This is a genomic window from Flavobacterium sp. TSSA_36 (assembly GCF_051547165.1).
Taxonomy (GTDB): domain Bacteria; phylum Bacteroidota; class Bacteroidia; order Flavobacteriales; family Flavobacteriaceae; genus Flavobacterium.
On record NZ_JBPTTP010000002.1, the window covers coordinates 540,993 to 557,206 of the forward strand.

Sequence of the window (16,214 nt, forward strand, 5' to 3'; positions counted from 1 at the left end):
TTTGGAGGCCTAATTAACTAAGTTATTATTTCAAAACAGTAAATTCAATTGCCGAGTCTGAATACACACGATGAGTTTGTTTTTTGAAATCTTCTTGTTTGGCATAAAATATGTTCGGCACAAAAGTTTGAGGATTCAAATCAATCAAAGGAAACCAAGTACTTTGCACTTGAATTTGAATTTTATGTCCTTTTTTGAAGGTGTGAAAAACATCTTGTAATTTTACATTTACTGGAGTTTTTTCGTTGGCCACAAAAGGCTGTGGATTCACAAAACTATTACGAAAACGACCTCTCATTACCTCACTGCGCACCATCATATGATAATTACTCATTTTTAAATACGGTTGCACTTCTTTTGTCTCAGGTTCATCATTCGGGAAAACATCCACTACTTTAACTACCCAATCCGCATCGGTTCCAGTGGTGGCTACTTGTAATTTGGCTAAAATATCTCCCGCCAAAGTAACATCTTCTGCTAAAACATCTGTTTCAAAAACCAAAACATCAGGTCTTCTAGCCGCAAATCGTTGGTCATCAGTCATATATTTTCTTGGCGTCAACCCTTGCTGTTTGATATCTTCAGAATGTGGTACTGGTTTTTTGGGATCACTCACAAATTCTTCAAAAGAGAGCATTTCAGAATTGTATTGGGCTAATTTTTGTTGCGGTTGCAAATAGAATTGTTCTTTCGCTGTATTTTTTGGAGGCCAAGTATCGTAGGTTTTCCATTCTTTTCTTCCTGTATCAAAAACATAAGCTTCGGGTAATTTGTTCTCCCCTTTTCCATTATTTTTCAAAAAATGGCGAAAAAAATTAGCCTCAATATTCTTTTGATAAAAACCAGAAATACTGTCACCAAAATTAATATTTCCTATAATTTGTTTTTCTGAATTTCTAGCCCAATCGCCGTGGCTCCAAGGCCCCATAACAATCGTATTGTAATTTTTACTGCTTTTCTCTATGGTTGAATACGTATTCAATGGACCATACAAATCCTCAGCATCAAACCATCCACCAACTGTCATTACAGCAGGTTTGATGTTTTTTAAATGCTGTAACAAACCTCTTTTTTGCCAGAATTCGTCATAGCTTGAATGTTCCTTAAGTTGTTGCCAAAATTCATTAGACGAATCGTAGTACTTGTCCAAATTCACTAAAGGTCCTGCATTTAAAAAGAATTGATAATCGTCATTGGTGCCCACATTCGGGAACTTAAACCAAGCTTCTGTCGTTGGTTTTGTTTTTTGAGGACCAAAAAGTGGCGTTACTTTCCAATAGCTTAACAAATAAGCCCCATTATGATGAAAATCATCAAAGAAGAAATCGGCAATACAAGCCTGAGGAGATACTGCTTTTAAGGCAGGATGTCCGCTCAACAAAGAATAAGAAGCATAATAACCTGGATATGAAATTCCCCAAGTCCCCACATTCCCGTTGTTATTGGCTACATTTTTCACCAACCAATCAATAGTGTCATAAGTATCAGAAGCTTCATCTACGTCCGTTTTTCCTTTTTTATTTGGAATATACCCTCTCATATTGTCGTATAAGCCATCACTCATATAACGTCCACGAACATCTTGATACACTACAATGTATCCTTCTTTCATCATCGTTTCGTTGGGTGCAATGCTTCTTTTGTACTGATCTAGGCCATAAGGAGCGCAATTATATGGAGTGCGCTGCATGATGATGGGATACTTTTTAGAGGTATCTTTTGGAGAATAAATGGAGGTAAATAGCACCAAGCCATCACGCATTTTGATGTTTACTTCTTGTTTAGTATAGTTTTCGGCAACGTAATTACTCTTTTTGTCTTGTCCCAAAATCGAAACAGCTACTAATAAGAACAGGGATACAAACAGTTTTTTCATGTGGTTATTTATTTTGATAGTTGGTAAAAATAAGAAATCCCATCCGTTTTCACAGATGGGATTAAAAAATATATTTTACAAACTAAAACTTAGCAATTCCAGCTTCTAACCAAGCTTGATATTCTTTTACGCCAACATAACTAATGGTTGGTTTGGCAGTATTTAAATTATTTCCTTCTAAATCCGTCAACACATACAAAGGTTGCGTGTTGGTTTTGTATTTTGAAATCATAAAATCCGTCCATTTATCGCCTATAGTTTCGATTTCTTCTCCTGTGGTTTTAGAAATAAATTGCTCTTTTTTAGGTAACTCACGCTTGTCATCGACATACAATGAAATGACTACAACTTTGTCTTTAAGTATCGATAGTACTTTTGGATCCGACCACACGTTGTTTTCCATTTTTCGGCAATTTACACACGCAAAACCAGTAAAATCGAGCATAATAGGCTTATTAACTTCTTTGGCATACGCCAATCCACTTTCATAATCATCAAAAACTATTATTCCATGAGGACCATTTTTGGCGCCTTCAGGAAGTACAGCTATACTAGTTAATTTTGCGCTTCCTCCTACTCCGTTGGGACTTTCACTATATTCCATTGGAGGTGGAAAAGCACTAATCAATTTCAAAGGTGCTCCCCAAAGTCCTGGAATCAGGTAGAAGGTAAAAATTAAAGTCAATAACCCCATATACAATCGTCCTACCGAGATGTGTCCTACTGGACTATCGTGTGGCAGCGTAATTTTTCCAAAAAGATACAACGATAACGCTCCAAAAATAGCAATCCATATGGCGATAAAAACTTCGCGTTCTAGCAAATGCAATTGCAAAACCAAATCTGCATTGGATAAAAATTTGAAAGCCAAAGCCAATTCTAAAAATCCAAGAACTACTTTTACGGTATTCAACCAACCTCCAGATTTTGGTAATGAATTCAACCAGCCTGGGAACATTGCGAACAACATAAAAGGTAAGGCTAAGGCTAATGAAAAACCTAACATCCCAACTACTGGTGCAATTCCGCCTTTAGAAGCAGCTTCTACTAATAAAGTTCCAACAATAGGACCTGTACAAGAAAAAGACACAATGGCTAATGCCAATGCCATAAACAAAATACCTATAATTCCACCACGGTCAGCTTGACTGTCTACTTTGTTTGCCCAAGAATTCGGTAACATAATTTCGAAAGCGCCTAAAAAAGATGTGGCGAAAACAATCAATAAAACGAAGAAAATAAGGTTAAACCAAACATTGGTAGACAAGGCATTCAAAGCATCGGCGCCGAAAATCCAAGTAACCAATAAGCCCAAACCTACATAAATAACGATAATGGAAATTCCGTAGATAATAGCATTTCTGATACCTGCTGCTTTATTTTTACTTTGCTTAGTAAAGAAACTTACCGTCATTGGAATCATTGGAAAAACACAAGGCGTTAACAATGCCGCAAAACCAGATAAAAAAGCAATAAAGAAAATCGCCCACAACCCGTGTTCTGTTGTTGCGCTTTTTGCTGGAGCTATTTGAGAAGTCTCTGTAGTATCTGAATCTTTTACAGTATCAGTGGTAGCTGTTGTTGCAGAATCTATTGTCTGCGCAGTCGTATCTTTTACTAAATCATTAATCGGAGTAGTTGGAGATGCTGTTGTAGCAGAGTTTTTCAGCTCAGGAATGGCAATGCTAAATTTCTTTTCGAGATTGATACAAACTTCTTTGCAAGCTTGAAAATTCAGCTCTACTTCTATGGTCTTAACCCCTTTATTTACGAGACTTATTTCTTGTGTAATTTGTGCTTTCTTCTCAAAAAAAGTTTCATTTACTTCAAAAATATCATTGTAAGCAGTTCTTGTTTTGCTTTCTTTGGCTTTGCCTACCAAAGTGTAATTCCCTTTTTGATTTTTGAAAGTAACTTCTAAAGGAAGTGGACCACCATCTGGAGTAAACTGTGAATATACGTGCCATTCGTTTTCGATGGTCGCATTGAATGTTACTATAAAATTGGTGGCTGATTTTTGTTCGATTTTGGTGGTCCATTTTACTGGGTCCAAAATTTGGGCGTTACCCAAACTACAAAAGAAAACTAAAAGTCCTAAAAGAAGGTGTTTTTTCATTACTATAACTTATATTAATTCTATTTTTAAAATTGTATTGGTGCTATGCTCTACTTTGAATCGTTCGTCAGGACGCATTCCTACAACCCAAACAATTGCATCATTGGAACACAAAAGCCAAGTATTTTCTTTGTCTAAAAGTGCCATTTTTTCATCTTTAAAAAACTTACTTACTTTCTTGCTTTTGCCTTTCATTCCCAAAGGAAAAAAGACGTCGCCTTCTTGCCACTTTCTGAGCACCAAAGGATAGGCTAACTTTGATTCATCGACAAAGATAGTACTTGAATCTGCTTTGTAAATGTCTGTTACTTTACAAAACTGGAGTTTTAAGGGAATCTTAACTTTGTCTTGACTTTTTTCGATGAAATACACCTCCTTTTCAGGCTCTTGTATAGGACTCAAAATAAAGAAATCGCGGTCTTTTAGCAATCTGTATTCTGACGAAAAAACTTGTTTTCCTGATTGACTATCAACTAAATTATAAATGTCATCCCAAGCCGAAAAGCCATATTCTTTAAGCCATTGGTACAAATAAGAGGCATAATTTGGCAAGCATAATAATTGCTTTAAATCAAAATAAATAATGTCCTCTTCTTCTCTTGCTACTTGCTGATAAACCATACTAGCCGCATCCGAAACCAATTCTTGTGCTTGTTGCAAATACTCTTGAGTCATTCCAAAAGCTTTTAAAAAATCAGGATTTAGTTCTTTGAGCATTGGAACTAAATGATGGCGAATTTGGTTGCGCAAATATTTATCCGAAGCGTTGCTACTGTCTTCGCGCCACTGTAAATTATTAACTTTGGCATATTCCTCAATTGCTGTTCTAGAAAAAGGCAACAATGGCCGAAGTACCGCATCATTTTGAGCAGGTATACCCGATAAACCATCTAAACCTGTGCCTCTTGAAAGGTTGATTAAAAAAGTTTCCAGATTATCATCGGCGTGATGGGCTGTTAAAACAAAGTCGAATTGATGGAGCTCTAGTTGTTCGTAGAACCAATCGTATCGCAGTTCTCTTGCGGCTACTTGTGTAGAAAGTTTATAATCATTGGCAAATGCCTGAGTATCGAATTGAGTGCAATAAAATGGAATTTGATGTTGAAGCGCATACTCTTGCACAAAACTTTGGTCTTCAAAACTTTCAATGCCGCGGAGTTGAAAATTACAATGAGCGATGGCAATGGTGTAAGGCAATTGTTGCAATAAATGCAAAAGCACCATACTGTCTAAACCACCGCTTACGGCCAACAATAATTTTTTGTTTTCGAGAAACGGAAATTGAGTTTGTAGCTGTTGGTAAAAGAGGTTTTGCATACTCAAATTTACATTTTTTTAATTAGATGCCTTTTTTTGTTTCCAAAAATAGACAATTGTTGCTCATTAGCCCAGATAGTAGCGGCATCCTCTTGTATGGCGGATGCCAATACAAGAGATATAGCGGATAGCTGGAAACCCTATTGGCAAAAAACCCTATTGTTAGCGCTCCTAAAAACAGTTTCTTTTTTAAAAATTTTATGCTAATACGCTCTTCATTGCTTTAGCTTTGAGCAAACATTCTTCGTATTCTTGCTCTGGCACCGATAAGGCCGTGATGGCACTTCCGACCGAAAAAGAAAGGTATTGCTTCTTTTGATTGTACAAAATACTGCGAATCACTACATTGAAATCGAAATCGCCTTCGGGTGTGAAATAACCTACTGCCCCGCTGTACAAGCCTCTTTTGGTCGCTTCTAATTCTTCGATAATTTTCATTGCCGAAATTTTGGGAGCCCCCGTCATACTCCCCATTGGAAAAGTGAGGCGCAATACATCAATCACCCCATATTTTTCATCCATTTTTGAGGTAATGGTTGAAATCATTTGATGGACTTGCATAAAAGAATAAATGCCACAAAGTTCTTCTACTTGCACCGAACCTTTTTGGGCAGTTCGTGATAAATCATTGCGAACCAAATCAGTAATCATAATATTTTCAGCGCGTTCTTTTGGATTGGTAGCCAAATCTTCTTTTGCTTTTTCGTCAGCCACAGGGTCTTCGTAGCGTTTTGCAGTTCCTTTTATGGGTTGCGAAATCAAATCTTCTCCTTCTTTTCTCAAATAGCGCTCTGGTGTGGCAGACAACAAGTACTGCTGGTTGTTTTTTAAGAAAACCGCAAAGGGTGGTTGCGAAATAGCGTTTAACTTTTGAAACTTTTCGAGCGGTTGAATGGTTGCGTTTTCTGCATAAAATTCCATACAAAAATTGGCTTCATAAATGTCCCCTTTATGAATGTATTCCTGCATTTTTTGTACTTGCTCGATGTATTTTTTTTGGTCTATTCTAGCTTGTATCACTACAGATTCCGGAGCGGTACTTTGATGAGGAACAATAGCCGTGATATCTTGATAATCTTCTTGCAACTCGTCATCACATAAATGCAAATATCTTGTCTCAAGCTGATTCCCTTTTAGCAAAAAAATCTTTTTGGGCTGAAAAAAGAATAAATCTGGAAAATCCAATCCATCAAAATTATTGGATTGCAAGCGCTCGCTATCGTTTTTTAAATCATAAGACAAGTAGCCAAACAGCCAGTCCTTAGTGGTTTGCTGGTACTGCTTTAAATCCTCAAAAGCATTATGATAATCGGTTTGAAGCAAAGTAAAAGCGTCTACAGCCAACATACAATCATAACTAGAATACGCTTGTGGGTAATTATTGCTATCCAAAAAAGCTACTTCACGAAACTGCTGTGCCCAGTGCAACAGTTGTTCTTTAAAAAGTGAAGGATTGTCTATAGTATAAAATTCAGAGACTCTCAATAATCATTATTTTAAGCTCCAAAATTACGACAAAAAATTCCCTTCTGCCTTCTTCCTCAAAAAAAAACAGGGTATTCATATTTAAAAAAATAAGCCACGAATTGCACGAATTAATGCTTTTTTTATCTGCTCTACCTTTCAAAATCACGGATTATTAAAGAATCCATAAAATTAGTGTGATCCTATTTAAAGTTCGAAAATTTAGTGCCTATCAGTGTAATTCGTGGCTAAAACTTTTAAAAGCGAACACTTAGAAAAAAATTGGCACACTTTTTAATAGGTAAAAAAAGTACTACTTCACTAAATAAAATTTAAGTATTGATTAAAAAACTACGCTTACTCTATTTTGGAACATTTATTTGAATTTTAACCCTTTTTTAATCTATTAAACTATTTTATTTATGAAAACAATTGTAAAAGCAGGCACCCTAGCCGTAATCATCGCAGTAGTATTATTTTCGTGCAAAAAAGCCGAGGTTCCGGCAGAAGAAACCTTAGATTACGCCACAGCTGTTGCCGATAGTGCCACCGTTAGCAACACCCAAGAAAAAACCACCGAAACTCCAAAAAATGTAGAAAAAAGGAAGCTCATTCGAACAGCAGATATCAAATTCAAAGTAAAAAGCGTTGTACAATCGACCAACTTGATTGAGAATACCACTAAAAAATGGGGTGGTTTGGTTACGTACTCCAACCTTCAAAGCACCCTAAATGACCAAATAAGTACTAAAGTTAGTCAAGACAGCACCCTAGAAACCACAAAATACCAAGTTGAAAACACTATCACCCTTCGTGTACCTCAACAAAATATGGATACCGTGGTAAAAGAAATTGCCAAAGAAATTGATTATTTAGACTACCGATTAATCAAAGCTGATGATGTTGCGCTTCGATTATTATCGAATGAGTTGTTACAAAAGAGAAGCGCTACCAATGAAAAAAGAATGGCCAATGCTATTGATACAAAAGGCAAAAAAATCAATGACATTATGAATGCCGAAACGCAACTTGAAAATAAAAAAGCGCAAAGCGACAGTAGTGCTATTGAAAACTTATCCCTTCAAGACCAAATCAATTATAGCACCATTACCCTTCAGTTGTACCAAAGAGAAGTGGTCAAACAAGAATTGGTAGCCAATGAAAAACAAGGCTATCAATTTGAGCCAGCTATTGGAATTCAAATCTTGGATGCGTTGCAATCTGGTTGGTTTCATTTGCTGTCGTTGGTAGTTTTCCTTTTAAAATTATGGTGGTTAGCTCTAATTGGTTTAGTAATTTACTTGATTTTCAATAAAGTGCCTTTCATAAAAAATATAAAATAAGGTTCATAAACCCATTTAATCCTCTCCTTTAAAAAATCAAAATCCGAAAAACAAGACTTGCAATTCACTATTTATCAATATTTTACTTAAATTTGATAGACAATTAAACATTTCCTAAAAAATATAGCTTTAAGAAGTATTACCCAACCAAGAAATGATTAGTTTTTGATTTCAAAAAAAGTAACCCCTAAAATTTATTGTAAATATGAAAATAGCCACTACTATTATTCGGATTTTGATTGGACTACTATTATTGTTCGCATCCATCAGTTATTTTTTTCATTTAATGCCTGAGCCTGAAACAACAGGAAACTTCAAAGCATTCAATGTTGGACTTGTAGCCGCGACCTACATTATGCCCCTAGCCAAAGCAGTTGAACTTTTATGTGGATTAGCTTTTGTGAGCAATCGTTTTGTGACGTTAGCCAATATTTTAATTCTTCCCATCACGATAAACATTTTGTTCATCAATATCTTTTTAGCTCCCGAAGGCATCCCGATTGCTGGCGCTTTATTCTTGGGGAATTTATTTTTGATTTATCGTTATTGGAACAATTATAAAAGTGTTTTTACTCCTTGATTTAAACAACAAAACCCGTCTCATTATCACGAGACGGGTTTCTTATTTTTGAAAGTTACGCTTTTATACGTGTAATGCTCTATTGTCTGTAGCAGCTAATGCCGCTTCTTTAATCGCTTCCGCAAAAGTAGGATGCGCGTGTGACATTCTAGAAATATCTTCGGCTGAAGCTTTAAATTCCATAGCAGTAACGGCTTCTGCAATCAAATCGGCTGTTCTAGCTCCAATCATATGAACGCCAAGAACTTCATCCGTTTTCGCATCAGCAAGGATTTTTACGAAACCGTCTAAATCTGCACTAGCACGCGCACGACCCAAGGCTTTGAACGGGAAATTACCCACTTTATATGAAACACCTGCCGCTTTTAATTGTTCTTCTGTTTGTCCAACAGCAGCAACTTCTGGCCAAGTGTAGACAACACCAGGAATTAAATTATAATCGATATGTGGTTTTTGACCTGCTAAAATTTCAGCCACCATTGTACCTTCTTCCTCAGCTTTGTGAGCCAACATCGCGCCACGCACTACATCACCAATAGCGTAGATGTTTGGCGTAGACGTTTGCAAGTGGTCATTCACTTCTATTTGACCTCTTTCAGAGATTTTCACACCCGCTTTTTCTGCATTCAATCCGTCAGTATAAGGACGACGACCTACAGAAACCAAAGAGTAATCTCCTTCTAAAGTGATGATTTCACCTTTAGCATTTTCAGCTTTCACAGTTACAACATCACCAGCTCTTTCTACCGACTGTACTTTGTGAGAAGTATAGAACTTCATTCCTTGTTTTTTAAGGACTTTGGTCAATTCTTTAGACAAAGAAGCATCCATTCCTGGAATAATTCTGTCCATAAACTCTACAACAGATACTTGTGCACCTAAACGCAAATACACTTGTCCTAATTCAATTCCAATTACACCTCCACCAATAATTACAAGGTGTTTAGGCACTTCTTTTAATTTTAACGCTTCGGTTGAAGTAATAATTCTTTCTTTATCGATTGAGATAAAAGGCAAAGAAGAAGGTTTAGAACCTGTTGCGATGATGATATTTTTGGCTTCAATAGTTTCAGAAGTTCCGTCAGCTTTGGCAACCGCAACGTGAGTCGCGTCTACAAATGAACCCAAACCATTAAAAACTGTGATTTTATTTTTATCCATCAAAAACTGAACACCTCCAGAAGTTTGATCGACAACTGCTTGTTTGCGAGCAATCATTTTCTCTAAATTCACCTTAACGGCACCAGAAAGTTCAATTCCGTGATCGGCAAAATGTTTAATTTCATCGTAATGATGTGAAGAAGCTAGAAGCGCTTTGGATGGAATACATCCTACATTTAAACAGGTTCCTCCAAGAGTGGAGTATTTCTCGATAATAGCGGTTTTGAAACCTAATTGTGCGCAACGAATTGCCGACACATATCCTCCGGGACCAGAACCTATAATGACTACGTCAAATGAACTCATAGTATGTTGTTTAATTTTTTGTGCGTCAAAATTAAGCAATAAACTTTTGTTTAAACCTAACTTTTTAAGGTTTTTTTAGGATGAATTTTAATAAAGAGACAGACTGAAAGTAGGCGCCAAACTATAGTTAATTTGCATTTTCAAAATGTCTCAAAAATAGCGCTTATAATTTACCAAAATCCTCAAAACTCACATCCCATGTTTTAGGATGATCATTTCCTCTCCAAGCAACCTCAGTTCCTCCATCAATCACAATATATTGCCCGATGATGAATCTAGAATCGTCAATCAATAAAAATTTCACTAATGGAGCGATATTTTCTGGTTTACAAAAATCACCCAAAGGTCTTGGAAGCTTGTTAATTCCTTCGGCTTTTCTTGGATCTTTCAAATCATGTTCAATCATTGGAGTTAAAACCACCCCTGGCGCAATACAATTCATAGAGATATTACTACCGGCCCATTCTTCTTTAAAGGCATTTTTCCGTACCCATTTGGTAATAGCGACTTTACTTACTTGATAGGTCCAAAAAGGGCTTTTTTGAATTAATTCATAGGCTTTTTCTTTATCAAAAGACACTAAAGCATCCACAACTTCATTTGGAATACCAGGAGTAATTACTACCGAATTTGAGGCATTAATGACCACTCTTCCGTTTGCTGATTCTTTTAAATAAGGCTGTAAACCCTCAAGCATTCTTACGATTCCGAAAAAATTCAAACCAAAAACTAACGGCGCATATTCGCCACCCACTCCCGCATTAGCAAAAACACCATCGATTTTACCTTCACTCAGCGCAATGACTTTTTGAACTGCTGCATCCACCCCTTCATCAGTAGACAAATCAGCTTGAATTTCTGCATCATTAGTATTAGAAATCCCAATAATTTTGACACCTTGTTTTTCTAGAAAAAGTCTTGTAGCCAAACCCATTCCGGATTGAGAACCCGTAATTACAACCGTTTTCATATCATTCATTTGCTTAAATTTAAATTAAAACTTCCTTTTTGTAGCTATCAATTCCATCTTATTCGTCAAAATGTAAACTTGTTTTAGTTTCATAATCCACCATAATAGCAACACCTGCTGAAACAATTCCGGTGATTATTGAAGCGGTAAGGTGTGTAACCTCAATTTCACCCACATATTTTTGAAATAGAACAGCAAAAATGGTCACTAAACCAAAAGCAAAAACACAATGCTTCAAGGCTTTTAAAAAATATCCTGGAAAATAGGATGGCTTATGTTCCATTTTTGTAGTCAAAAAAGCGATAGAGGTAACAAAAAAACTCAATGATACCGCAAGAGGGACGGCTTTGGAAAAAACAGTGGGGATTTCACTGTCAATACTATTTTGAGTCAAATAGATAGTAGGATAAGATTCTTTCATAGCAAACCAATACCGTGAAGCGTTAATTACTAAATTGATTGTTCCCGCAATTACTGAACCAATAATGATGTTCTTTTTTGTCATTTTAGTCTATTTTAGTATACTTTGACTCTTATGAATTCAATAAAAATAGGAAAAAAATGCATTACAAATGTTAATCAAAAGGTAATTTATTGGGGGGTACAGCTTCTTTTTTTACTACCAAAAAGAGAAATTACAGTACAAAACTATTGATCCACCAAAGAAGCGATAGTAATATTTTGCATAGATCGCAAAGTTTCCTCACGAACGGATATTAAACCAAGTCGAAGGTGACAGGAAGCCTCATTTTTACAATCTGAACAAGGTTCATAAAAATTGAGCGAAGCACAAGGCAAAAGTGCAATAGCACCGTCAAATAACCGATGAATATCCGCAAGTGTAATTTCATTTTTAGATTTCAAAAGATAATATCCTCCTAATTTCCCTTGTTTACTTCCAACAAAATGAGCTCGTTTCAAATCTAAAAGAATTTGCTCTAAAAATTTTTTGGGTATAGACGCTTCTTCAGAAATAGCATTGGTTTTAGCGATTTCACCCTCTTTTTGTTGTGCCAAATAGAGTAAGGCTTTTAGAGCATATTTAGTTTTTTGTGAAAGCATCGACAATCTTTTTTTGGCTAAAATACAAAAAAACAACAAACCGCTCTGTGATCGTGTAGGTTCCATATTTAAAAGTTTTATAGACCATCTGTACGGTAAACCAAAAAGACTAACCTTGTATGTGTGATGCATCAAAAAGTCTTTGCTAGCCTATTTGTACCAATGTAAGAAAAGTAGTATTCCATTTTACACTGCAACATGTAAAAACGCGCCCAAAACAAAAAATTTAATTCAAAATATCCTAAATCTATTGATGACAGGGAATAAATCTCTTACTATACCAGCTACCAAGTACAACCCTAACAATGAATAAGACTATTTACTTTTCCAGTTCTCTAATATAATTGACCAGCTGCCAGCGCTGCTCTTCCGTTAGCAGTTCATCATAACCCGCCATGGGTGATTTTCCATTAGTAATTTTCCAAAAAATAACACCATCAGATTCTTTTTTTACCTTAAAAGCTAAAAAATTGGCTGGTTTTGTGCCTAGCGTTAGTCCTGCTTCCCCGTTTCCTTTTCCCTTAACTCCATGACATAAAACACACATTTGCTCAAAAATATGTTTTCCTTCAACCGTAGCTTTAGCATTCCCTTTGAAAGGATTTTTTAAAGCATCGGCAGCTACGGGGGCTTTCCAATTAGATTCTTGACAAAAAGCTAATTGAACACCAAAAACGAAGAAACTAAACAACACCAAAGAATTGAAATGAGTTTTCATAACGAAATCGATTTAGATTACTACTCAAATTTACACAAGAAAACCGAAATATTTCATGATAATTATCATCAAACCAGATGTATGTGTATATAAAACGCCTCTACTTGAGAGGCGTTTGTTAACTTTCTATTTGATAAATTCAATTTTTTGAACTTCTTCTTCATTAACACTATCAAAGAAACCTTGATCGTTCATCCAATCGTCACTAAATACTTTACTCATATACCGGGAACCATGATCTGGAAAAATCGCTATAACATTACTATGATCATCAAATTCACCTTCGTCTGCATACTGCTTAATGGCTTGCATCACTGCTCCCGAGGTATAGCCCACAAAGAGTCCTTCTTTTCGAGCTAATTCTCTGGTGGAATGGGCACTTTCTTCATCAGACACTTTAATAAATTTATCTATAACGTCAAAATCAGTGGCCGTTGGAATTAAATTTTTACCCAATCCTTCAATTCTGTAAGGGTAAATTTCTGCGCTATCAAATTCTTTGGTTTCGTGATATTTTTTAAGCACAGAACCAAAAGCATCTACACCCAAAATTTTTACATTAGGATTTTGTTCTTTTAAATACTTTGCAGTACCAGAAATGGTTCCTCCTGTTCCGCTACAGGCAACGAGGTGTGTAATTTTTCCATTGGTTTGTTTCCAAATTTCAGGGCCTGTTGTCAAATAATGAGCATCAATATTCAACTGATTAAAATATTGATTGATATATACGGAACCTTGCGTTTCTTCATGCAATCTTTTGGCTACATTATAATAGGAACGTTCATCATCAGCCGAAACATGCGCTGGACAAACATAGACTTTTGCCCCTAAACTTCTAAGCATGTCGATTTTATCTTTAGAAGATTTTGAACTCACGGCCAAAATACAATTATAGCCTTTAATAATACTGACCATAGCAAGACTAAATCCTGTATTTCCCGAAGTAGTTTCTATTATGGTATCTCCGGGTGTAAGGATTCCTTTTCGTTCTGCTTCTTCAATAATATACAATGCAATTCTATCTTTTGAAGAGTGTCCTGGATTAAAAGCCTCTACTTTTGCATAAAAGTTACCTTTGAGTTCTTGTGTTATCGTATTAAGCTTAATAAGAGGGGTATTTCCTATTAGTTCTAAAACGTTATTATAAGCGTTTATTTCTTCTTTCATAAAAAAATAGTTAACCTAAGTTGTTGATCTAACAAAAGGGTAGGTTACAAATCTAGCAAAAAAATCAATTACTTATTAATTTTCTCTAAATCTAACAAAAAACTAAACTCTCTAGCTAATTCTTTTAAAGATTCAAATCGACCTGAAGCCCCGCCATGACCGGCATCCATGTTGGTAACAAGATACAAAACAGTATCCTCATTTTTTAAAGTTCTTAATTTAGCTACCCACTTTGCCGGTTCCCAATATTGTACCTGAGAATCATGTAAACCTGTAGAAACAAACATATTAGGGTATTTTTGTTTTTTTACATTGTCATAAGGGGAATAAGACAACATATAATCATAATACTTTTTTGAGTTAGGATTTCCCCATTCATCGTATTCTCCTGTTGTCAGCGGAATACTATCGTCTAACATGGTCGTAACAACGTCAACAAAAGGGACTTGTGCGATTACTCCATTATATAATTCTGGAGCCATATTTACAATGGCTCCCATCAACAATCCACCTGCAGAGCCACCTTCGGCATACAAATGAGAGGGCGTTGTATATTTTTGATCGATTACAAATTTTGAACAATCGATAAAATCCGTAAAAGTATTTTTCTTTTTGAGTAGTTTACCGTCTTCATACCATTGTCTTCCTAAATCTTCTCCTCCACGAATATGAGCAATTGCATAAATGAATCCTCTATCCAACAAAGTTAATCGCGTTGAAGAAAAATAGGGTTCCATCGTACTTCCATAAGAACCATAAGCATACAATAACAATGGATTTTTTCCATCTTTCTGAACTGATTTATGATAAACCATAGAAATTGGAACTTTAGTACCATCCGTAGCGGTAGCCCAAACCCTCTCTTCGATATAATTATTTTTATCAAACGTACCACCTAAAACTTCTTGCTCCTTCAAAACTACCTTTTCTTTGGTGTTCATATTGAAATCAATGATCGATGAAGGTGTGGCCATAGACTGATAGCCGTACCTCAAAACATCTGTATCAAAATCAATATTAGTCGTGGTATAAGCGCTATAGGTTTCATTATCAAAAGGCAAATAGTAATCGCCTCCACCACTCCAAGGCATAATACGAATATGATTCAATCCGTTTGAGCGTTCCTCTACCACTAAATAGTTTTTAAAAATTTCAATGCCCTCTAACAATACGTCCTCACGATGTGCAATTACCTCTTTCCAATGCTTTTTTAAAGTTGCATTTTCAGGTGTTTTCATCAATTTAAAATTGATTGCTTTATCTTTATTGGTTAAAACATAAAAAGAATCCCCGTAATGAGAAATACTATATTCCAATCCTCTAACCCTAGGCTGAAATACTTGAAATTCACCTTCGGGTTGATCTGCATTTAAAATTCTACATTCCGTAGTTAGTGTACTACTTGAACCTATAACAAGGTATTTTCTTGACTTTTCTTTGTACACATATACATTAAACGTGTCGTCTTTTTCATCAAAAACTAAAACGTCTTTTTTAGCATCTGTACCTAGTTTATGACGATATACTTTGTCTGATCGTAACGTTACTTTATCTTGTTGAGTATAAAAAAGAGTTGCGTTATCATTTGCCCAAACAGATCCACCAGTAACATTTTCAATGGTATCTGAAAGAATTTCACCAGTTTCTAAATTTTTGATTTGAATGGTATAAATCCTTCTTCCTAAAATATCAATTCCAAAGGATGCAAACTTATTATTTGGACTAATACTGATTCCTCCTAGTTTAAAATAAGAATGACCTTTGGCCAATGCATTACAATCAAAGAGAATCTCTTCTGGAGCTGTGAGACTTTCTTTTCTTCTGGAATAAATTGGGTAATCCTGCCCTTTTTCAAAGCGTGTACTATAAAAATAACCATTGTAAAAATAGGGAACTGAGGTATCATCTTCTTTAATTTTTGCCTTCATTTCCTCAAAAAGATTCGTTTGAAAATCTTTGGTATGCGCTGTTTTAGCCGTGTAATACTCATTTTCTTGATTCAAATAAGTAATCACTTCGGGGTTTTCCCTTTCATTCAACCAAAAATAATTATCAATTCGAACGTCTTTATGTTTGATTAATTGTTTCGGAATAATTTTTGCAATGGGAGCTTGTATATTTTTAGACATAGTTT

Annotated in this window: 13 protein-coding genes; 2 read left to right on the forward strand and 11 right to left on the reverse strand. The window is 35.6% G+C overall.

Annotated features, from left to right (window positions below):
- Positions 1–25: 25 nt before the first annotated feature.
- The 4 genes from ACSVH7_RS06370 to ACSVH7_RS06385 form a co-directional block, all read right to left on the reverse strand.
- A complete protein-coding gene (locus tag ACSVH7_RS06370; RefSeq protein ID WP_438065852.1) occupies positions 26–1,876 on the reverse strand; it encodes a CocE/NonD family hydrolase in 1,851 nt (616 codons plus the stop codon).
- Positions 1,877–1,958: 82 nt separating this feature from the next.
- Positions 1,959–3,992 (reverse strand): protein-disulfide reductase DsbD family protein, encoded by a 2,034-nt coding sequence (locus tag ACSVH7_RS06375; RefSeq protein WP_438065853.1) that lies wholly within the window; start codon positions 3,990–3,992, stop codon positions 1,959–1,961.
- Positions 3,993–4,001: 9 nt separating this feature from the next.
- Positions 4,002–5,309 (reverse strand): tRNA lysidine(34) synthetase TilS, encoded by a 1,308-nt coding sequence (tilS, locus tag ACSVH7_RS06380; protein WP_438065854.1) that lies wholly within the window; start codon positions 5,307–5,309, stop codon positions 4,002–4,004.
- A gap of 198 nt (positions 5,310–5,507) precedes the next feature.
- On the reverse strand, positions 5,508–6,794 hold the full coding sequence (locus ACSVH7_RS06385) for an anthranilate synthase component I family protein (RefSeq protein ID WP_438065855.1): 1,287 nt from the start codon (positions 6,792–6,794) through the stop codon (positions 5,508–5,510).
- Positions 6,795–7,195: 401 nt separating this feature from the next.
- Here ACSVH7_RS06385 and ACSVH7_RS06390 point away from each other — a divergent pair, with 401 nt between their 5' ends.
- Together ACSVH7_RS06390 and ACSVH7_RS06395 are read left to right on the forward strand one after the other, a co-directional pair.
- Positions 7,196–8,116 (forward strand): DUF4349 domain-containing protein, encoded by a 921-nt coding sequence (locus ACSVH7_RS06390; RefSeq protein WP_438065856.1) that lies wholly within the window; start codon positions 7,196–7,198, stop codon positions 8,114–8,116.
- A gap of 205 nt (positions 8,117–8,321) precedes the next feature.
- On the forward strand, positions 8,322–8,696 hold the full coding sequence (locus ACSVH7_RS06395; protein ID WP_438065857.1) for a DoxX family membrane protein: 375 nt from the start codon (positions 8,322–8,324) through the stop codon (positions 8,694–8,696).
- Positions 8,697–8,759: 63 nt separating this feature from the next.
- Here ACSVH7_RS06395 and lpdA read toward each other — a convergent pair whose 3' ends face one another.
- From lpdA to ACSVH7_RS06430, 7 genes are all read right to left on the reverse strand, one after another.
- Entirely contained in the window at positions 8,760–10,163 is a 1,404-nt protein-coding gene (gene lpdA / locus ACSVH7_RS06400) for a dihydrolipoyl dehydrogenase (RefSeq protein WP_438065858.1), read from the reverse strand.
- A 163-nt stretch (positions 10,164–10,326) separates the two neighbouring features.
- Entirely contained in the window at positions 10,327–11,142 is an 816-nt protein-coding gene (locus tag ACSVH7_RS06405; protein WP_438065859.1) for an SDR family oxidoreductase, read from the reverse strand.
- Positions 11,143–11,191: 49 nt separating this feature from the next.
- Positions 11,192–11,638: a hypothetical protein gene (locus ACSVH7_RS06410; protein ID WP_438065860.1), complete on the reverse strand. Its 447-nt coding sequence runs from the start codon at positions 11,636–11,638 to the stop codon at positions 11,192–11,194.
- Between the two features lie 143 nt (positions 11,639–11,781).
- Positions 11,782–12,195 (reverse strand): RrF2 family transcriptional regulator, encoded by a 414-nt coding sequence (locus ACSVH7_RS06415; protein ID WP_438065861.1) that lies wholly within the window; start codon positions 12,193–12,195, stop codon positions 11,782–11,784.
- 319 nt (positions 12,196–12,514) lie between these two features.
- Complete coding sequence (locus ACSVH7_RS06420) at positions 12,515–12,913, reverse strand: c-type cytochrome (RefSeq protein WP_438065863.1); 399 nt, start codon at positions 12,911–12,913, stop codon at positions 12,515–12,517.
- A 126-nt stretch (positions 12,914–13,039) separates the two neighbouring features.
- Positions 13,040–14,080: a PLP-dependent cysteine synthase family protein gene (locus ACSVH7_RS06425; protein ID WP_438065865.1), complete on the reverse strand. Its 1,041-nt coding sequence runs from the start codon at positions 14,078–14,080 to the stop codon at positions 13,040–13,042.
- A 68-nt stretch (positions 14,081–14,148) separates the two neighbouring features.
- Entirely contained in the window at positions 14,149–16,209 is a 2,061-nt protein-coding gene (locus ACSVH7_RS06430) for a S9 family peptidase (protein ID WP_438065936.1), read from the reverse strand.
- Positions 16,210–16,214 lie beyond the last annotated feature (5 nt).

Coding starts and splice junctions, on each gene's coding strand:
- ACSVH7_RS06410 (WP_438065860.1), bottom strand. CDS start 11,638: ATGACAAAAAAGAACATCATTATTGGTTCAGTAATTGCGGGAACAATC.
- ACSVH7_RS06370 (WP_438065852.1), bottom strand. CDS start 1,876: ATGAAAAAACTGTTTGTATCCCTGTTCTTATTAGTAGCTGTTTCGATT.
- tilS (WP_438065854.1), bottom strand. CDS start 5,309: ATGCAAAACCTCTTTTACCAACAGCTACAAACTCAATTTCCGTTTCTC.
- ACSVH7_RS06425 (WP_438065865.1), bottom strand. CDS start 14,080: ATGAAAGAAGAAATAAACGCTTATAATAACGTTTTAGAACTAATAGGA.
- ACSVH7_RS06420 (WP_438065863.1), bottom strand. CDS start 12,913: ATGAAAACTCATTTCAATTCTTTGGTGTTGTTTAGTTTCTTCGTTTTT.
- ACSVH7_RS06395 (WP_438065857.1), top strand. CDS start 8,322: ATGAAAATAGCCACTACTATTATTCGGATTTTGATTGGACTACTATTA.
- ACSVH7_RS06430 (WP_438065936.1), bottom strand. CDS start 16,209: ATGTCTAAAAATATACAAGCTCCCATTGCAAAAATTATTCCGAAACAA.
- ACSVH7_RS06405 (WP_438065859.1), bottom strand. CDS start 11,142: ATGAATGATATGAAAACGGTTGTAATTACGGGTTCTCAATCCGGAATG.
- lpdA (WP_438065858.1), bottom strand. CDS start 10,163: ATGAGTTCATTTGACGTAGTCATTATAGGTTCTGGTCCCGGAGGATAT.
- ACSVH7_RS06415 (WP_438065861.1), bottom strand. CDS start 12,195: ATGCTTTCACAAAAAACTAAATATGCTCTAAAAGCCTTACTCTATTTG.
- ACSVH7_RS06375 (WP_438065853.1), bottom strand. CDS start 3,992: ATGAAAAAACACCTTCTTTTAGGACTTTTAGTTTTCTTTTGTAGTTTG.
- ACSVH7_RS06390 (WP_438065856.1), top strand. CDS start 7,196: ATGAAAACAATTGTAAAAGCAGGCACCCTAGCCGTAATCATCGCAGTA.